Source organism: Aeromicrobium alkaliterrae (assembly GCF_039529015.1).
GTDB lineage: Bacteria > Actinomycetota > Actinomycetes > Propionibacteriales > Nocardioidaceae > Aeromicrobium > Aeromicrobium alkaliterrae.
This window is the reverse complement of the sequence record NZ_BAAAME010000001.1, coordinates 47,328-53,067: the sequence shown is the minus strand read 5'-3', so window position 1 is coordinate 53,067 and position 5,740 is coordinate 47,328. Positions and strand designations below refer to the sequence as shown.

General features: G+C 70.1%; 5 protein-coding genes. 1 reads left to right on the top strand and 4 read right to left on the bottom strand.

Annotation, left to right across the window (positions count from 1 at the left end; genetic code table 11):
• Positions 1–23: 23 nt before the first annotated feature.
• On the bottom strand, positions 24–2,210 hold the full coding sequence (locus tag ABD127_RS00265; protein WP_344196455.1) for a 3-hydroxyacyl-CoA dehydrogenase NAD-binding domain-containing protein: 2,187 nt from the start codon (positions 2,208–2,210) through the stop codon (positions 24–26).
• A 34-nt stretch (positions 2,211–2,244) separates the two neighbouring features.
• Positions 2,245–3,459 carry an acetyl-CoA C-acetyltransferase gene (locus ABD127_RS00260; RefSeq protein ID WP_344196452.1) on the bottom strand — a complete coding sequence of 405 codons (1,215 nt, stop codon included), beginning with the start codon at positions 3,457–3,459 and terminating at the stop codon, positions 2,245–2,247.
• 190 nt (positions 3,460–3,649) lie between these two features.
• On the opposite strand from ABD127_RS00260, the gene ABD127_RS00255 reads away from it, so the two are divergent.
• The gene (locus tag ABD127_RS00255; RefSeq protein ID WP_344196450.1) at positions 3,650–4,384 is read left to right on the top strand and encodes a MerR family transcriptional regulator; all 735 of its coding nucleotides are present in this window, start codon (positions 3,650–3,652) and stop codon (positions 4,382–4,384) included.
• A 162-nt stretch (positions 4,385–4,546) separates the two neighbouring features.
• Here ABD127_RS00255 and ABD127_RS00250 read toward each other — a convergent pair whose 3' ends face one another.
• Together ABD127_RS00250 and ABD127_RS00245 are read right to left on the bottom strand one after the other, a co-directional pair.
• Positions 4,547–5,593, bottom strand: coding sequence for an alpha-hydroxy acid oxidase (locus tag ABD127_RS00250; RefSeq protein WP_344196447.1), 1,047 nt, complete (start codon positions 5,591–5,593; stop codon positions 4,547–4,549).
• A gap of 10 nt (positions 5,594–5,603) precedes the next feature.
• Positions 5,604–5,740 (bottom strand): acyl-CoA dehydrogenase family protein (locus ABD127_RS00245; RefSeq protein ID WP_344196731.1); only part of this gene is annotated, 137 nt, incomplete at its 5' end.

Genomic DNA, 5,740 nt, shown 5'->3' with positions numbered 1-5,740 from the left:
TCGTGGTCAGCAGTCAGACCGGGTCAGGCGAACTTCTCGCCGTTCTTGGCCTTCTCGAGCAGCAGCGCCGGCGGGTCGAAGCGCGAGCCGTAGGTCGCGGCCAGCTCCTGCGCGCGGGCCGTGAACGCCTCGACGCCGATGCTGCCGTCGGCAGCCTCGTAGCCGTTGATGTACTGGATCGCGCCACCCTGCAGGGGCGGGAAGCCGATGCCGAAGATCGAGCCGATGTTGGCGTCGGGGATCGTGCGGAGCACACCCTCCTCGAGGCACTTGACCGTCTCGAGGCTCATGATGAACGTCAGGCGCTCCTTGAGGTCCTCGAAGTCCGGCTGCGTGTCGGCCACCGGGAACTCCTCGGCCAGCCCGGACCAGAGACCCGTGCGCTTGCCGTCGGCGTACTCGTAGAAGCCCGCGCCCTTGAGGCGGCTCGGGCGACCCAGCTCGATCATCTTGTCGATGACGGCCTCGGCCGCGTGCGGCGTGTAGGTGCCGCCGTCGGCCTCGACGGCCGCCTTCGCCTCGTTGCGGATCTTCGTCATGAGCTCGAGGTTGAGCTCGTCGCTGAGCTGCAGCACGGGGGCCGGGAAGCCCGCGATGCTGGTGGCGCGCTCGATCGCCGCGGGGTTGACGCCCTCGGCCAGCATGCCGATGCCCTCGTTCACGAACGTGCCGATGACGCGGCTCGTGAAGAAGCCACGGCTGTCGCCGACCACGATCGGCGTCTTCTTGATCGCCTTGGTGTAGTCGATGACGCGCGCGATCGCCTCGGGGTTGGTCTTCTCGCCCGCGATGATCTCGACCAGCGGCATCTTGTCGACGGGGCTGAAGAAGTGGATCCCGATGAAGTCCTCGGGACGGTCGACGCCCTCGGCCAGGATCGTGATCGGCAGCGTCGAGGTGTTCGAGCCGAGCAGCGCGTCCGGCTTCACGACCTTCTGCACCTCGGCGAAGACCTCGTGCTTGAGCTTGACCGACTCGAAGACGGCCTCGACGACGAAGTCGGAGCCCTCCAGGAGCGCGTAGTCGTCGGTCGGCGTGATGCGGGCGAGGACCTCGTCGGCCTTCTCCTGCGTCATCTTGCCGCGCTGGACGGCCTTGTCGAGGAGCTTGACCGAGTAGTCCTTGCCCTTCTCGGCGGCCTCGAGGCTGATGTCCTTCAGGACGACCTCCATGCCGGCGCGCGCCGAGACGTACGCGATGCCCGCGCCCATCATGCCGGCGCCCAGGACCGCGACCTTCTCGGCCTTGGTCGGGGGGATGCCCTCGGGACGGCTCGCGCCCGCGTTGATCGCACCCAGGTCGAAGAAGAACGCCTGCGTCATGTTCTTGAACTGCTGACCGACGATCAGCTCGACGAGGTAGCGCGACTCGATGCGCGTGGCGGTCTCGAAGTCCGTCGACGCACCCTCGACCGCGGCGGCCAGGATGTTGCGCGGCGCCTTGTAGTGCGCACCCTTGGTCTGCTTGCGCAGCATCGCCGGGAAGGCCGGCAGGTTGGCCGCGAGCTTCGGGTTGGACGGCGTGCCGCCCGGCATCCGGTAGCCCTTGCGGTCCCACGGCTGCGTGGCCGCGTCGGCGTCGCCCTGGACCGACTCGATCCAGGCCTTGGCCGCGCTCAGCAGCTCATCGGCCGGGACGATCTCGTCGATCAGGCCGAGCTCCTTGGCCTTGGCCGGCTGCACGCGCGGGCCCTGGAGCAGGATGTTCATGAGCGCGTCCTGCAGGCCGAACATGCGGACCGTGCGGGTCACGCCGCCGCCGCCGGGCAGCAGGCCGAGGGAGACCTCGGGCAGGCCCAGCTCGAGGCGGACGTCCGCCACGATGCGGTGGTGGGCCGCGAGCGCGATCTCCAGGCCGCCGCCGAGGGCGGCGCCGTTGATCGCCGCGACGACGGGCTTGCCCGCGGTCTCGAGCTTGCGGAGCGTGGCCTTGATGGCCTCGACCTCGTCGAACAGACGCTGCGCGTCGGCCGGCGTGGACTGGGTCATCAGCTTCAGGTCGCCGCCGGCGAAGAAGGTCTTCTTCGCCGAGGAGATGATGACGCCCTTGATGGAGTCGGCGTCCGCGGCGATCTCGTCGACCAGGCGGTCGACGGCCTTGGCCATCGAGTCCGCGTAGGCCTGGTTCATCGTGTTCGCGGACTGCGAGGGGTCGTCGAGGACGAGGTTGACGATGCCGCCCTCGACCTCGTAGCGCACTGCTTCAGTCATGTGTGTGTCTCTCCGGTGTTCTGAGGTCGGGGGGTCAGATGCGCTCGACGATGGTGGCGATGCCCATGCCGCCGCCGATGCAGAGCGTGGCCAGGCCGTAGCGCTTCTCGCGGCGCTCGAGCTCGTCGACGAGGGTGCCGAGGATCATGCCGCCGGTCGCGCCGAGCGGGTGGCCCATCGCGATCGCGCCGCCGTTGACGTTGGTCTGCTCGTGCGGGTAGTCGTCGAGGTCGCGCATGAGCTTCATGGCGACCGCGGCGAACGCCTCGTTGATCTCGATGAGGTCGATGTCCTCGATCGACAGGCCGGCCTTGTCCAGCGCCTTGCGGGCGGCGGGACCGGGGCCCGTCAGCATGATCGTGGGCTCGGAGCCGATGACGGCGGTCGAGACGATGCGGGCACGCGGCGTGAGGCCGTGACGCTCGCCGGCCTTCTCGTTGCCGAGCAGCACCAGCGAGGCGCCGTCGACGATGCCCGAGGAGTTGCCGGCGTGGTGGACGTGGTTGATCTTCTCGACGTCGACGTACTTCTCGAGCGCGACGGAGTCGAAGCCGGCGAAGTCGCCGAGGTCCTTGAAGGACGGCTTGAGGCCCGAGAGCGACTCGGCGGTCGTGCCCTCGCGCACGAACTCGTCGTGGTCGAGGATCGGCAGGCCGTTGACGTCGTGCACGGGGACGATCGAGCGCGTGAAGTAGCCGTTGGCGATGGCCTTGGCGGCCCGGGCCTGCGACTCGGCGGCGAACGTGTCGACGTCCTCGCGGCTGAAGCCCTCGAGCGTCGCGATCAGGTCGGCGCCGATGCCCTGGGGCACGAAGTCGGAGCGGAGCGCGGTCTGCGGGTCCATCGCCCACGGTCCGCCGTCGGAGCCCATGGGGACGCGGCTCATCGACTCGACGCCGCCGGCGATGATGAGGTCCTCCCAGCCGGACTTCACGCGTGACGCGGCCTGGTTGACCGACTCCAGGCCCGAGCCGCAGAAGCGGTTGAGCTGCACGCCGGCGACCTGCTCGCCGAATCCGGCGGCGATCACGGCGGTGCGCGAGATGTCGGCACCCTGCTCGCCCACGGGCGACACGACGCCGAGGATGACGTCGTCGACCTCGTTGGGCTTGAGGTTCGGGTTGCGCTCCTTGAGGGAGTCGAGCAGTCCGGTCACGAGCGAGATCGGCTTGACCTCGTGGAGCGATCCGGTCTTCTTGCCGCGACCACGCGGCGTGCGGATCGCGTCGTAGATGAAGGCTTCGGTCATGAGATGGGTCCTCGCAGACGGGTGGAACGTGGCGGCCAGCATTGTGACACTACTACTGTCAGCGTACTCGGACATCGGGCGCGGCGGTAGGTCAGGCCCGTGAACAGTCAGCGCCGACTGTACGTGCTCGGCGGGCCGAGCAACAGGTGATCCCGACCGTGCCAGTAGTACTGGCACTATCCTCGACCTGATGAGCACCACCGACGAGCCGCTCGCGGCCGACTCCCTGAGCGTCGAGCAGCTCGCCTCCCGCGTCGGGATGACGGTGCGCACCGTCCGCTTCTACGCCGGGCGCGGCCTGATCCCGCCGCCGCGCCGCGAAGGCCGCAACGGCTACTACGGGGCCGACCACCTCGCGCGCCTCGAGCTCGTCCGCGAGCTGCAGGCCCACGGCTTCACGCTCTCGGCCATCGAGGGCTACCTCGAGCGGATCCCCTCCGACGCGACGCCCGCGCAGGTCGCGCTGCACCGCACCCTGCTGGCGCCGTGGAGCCCGGAGATGCCCGAGCAGATCGACCGGGCCACGCTCGAGACCCGCTCCGGCCGCGCACTCACCGACGACGACCTCGAGATCCTCGTCGCGATCGGCGTGGTCGAGCCGACCCCGGTGGAGGACCAGTTCCGGGTGGCTCCCGCGCACCTCGCGGTCGGCATCGGCTTCCTCGACGCAGGCCTGCCGATCGACGCCGCGCTCGCGTCCCGCCGACTCATCGTCGAGCACGGCACCCAGCTCGCCGAGCAGCTGACCGAGCTGTTCCGGTCCGAGGTGTGGCCGCACCTCAAGGCGTCCGGCCAGCCGCCGGAGCTCATCACCGCGATGGTCGAGCGGTTCAAGCCGCTGACCGTCCAGGCGCTCGTGACCTCCTACGAGGACGCCGTCGACGAGCTCAAGCGCCGCACCGTGATCCGCCAGACCGACCGCTGACCCCCGCCCCCGGTGGTTGCCGCACCCCGTTCGCCCTTCGAGGCTCCTCGTTCCTCGTCGCACCTCAGGACCCGGCTCACTCGTTCCTCGCTCGCACCTCAAGGGGCGGGAAGGTGACCCCCGCCCCTTGAGGTGCGACGAAGGAGCCTCGAAAGGGGTACCTCAGCCGACGGCGCGAGGACCCACGTAGGACGCGTCGAGGTCGGCGGCCGCGGGGCATCCGAGCAGGGCGAGGGTCGAGTCGAGCTCGGCCAGCACCTGCCGCAGCACGTCCTCGGCGCCCTGGGCGCCCCCGCGAGCCAGGCCCCACAGGAGGTGCCGGCCGATCAGCACCGCATCGGCCCCCAGCGCGAGCGCCTTCGCGACGTCCCAGCCACGCGTCACCCCACCGTCGACCAGCAGGTCGACCGACCCGCCCACGGCCTGCGCGATCGGCACCAGCGCGTCGATCCCCGAGAGGGTCGTGTCGAGCTGGCGGCCGCCGTGGTTCGACACGATGATCCCCGCGGCGCCGGAGTCCACGGCGCGCTCCGCGTCGTCGGGTCGCAGGATGCCCTTGAGCACAACCGGCATCCCGGCCGCGTCGGCGAACTCCCCGATGTCGTCCCACGTCAGGCTCGGGTCGTGCATCGCGAACAGCTGCTCGGTCGTGAGCGGTGGCCCCGACGGGTTGAGCGCGACGGGGTGCTCGACGGTGAATCCCGTGCGGCGGTCGCGCTCGCGCCACCCGGCCACGGGGAAGTCGACCGTGATGACGAGCGCCTCGTAACCCGATTCCCGCGCCTGCACGACGAGGTCGTGCGAGACCGCCCGGTCGCGGAAGACGTACAGCTGGAACCAGCGGTCGGACCCGGGCGCGACGGCCTCCATCGCGCGGGCGACGTCCGGCGGGCTGGTGGTGGTCTGCGACGACAGCACGTACAGCGACTCCGTGCGCGCCGCCGCCTCGGCCGTCCCCAGCTCGCCCACCTCGTGCGCGTGCTTCTGGTAGGCCATCGGCGCGACCACGACGGGGTGCGGGCGGTACCGGCCGAGCAGCGTCGTGCCGAGGTCGCGCTCGGAGACGTCGACCAGCACCCGGGGGTGGAGCGCGTAGCGGCTCCAGGACGCGAGGTTGTCGCGCAACGTGATCTCGGACCCGGCGCCCCCGGCGAAGTAGCCGAGAGCGCCGGGTCCGATCAGCGCTTCGAGGTCGAGGGGGTCGCTCACCCTCGCCAGACTAGATCCCCAGGCCGCGGCCGACGATCTCCTTCATGATCTCGGTGGTGCCGCCGTAGATCGTCTGGATGCGGGTGTCGAGGTACGCCTTCGAGATGGGGTACTCGCTCATGTAGCCGTAGCCGCCGTGCAGCTGCA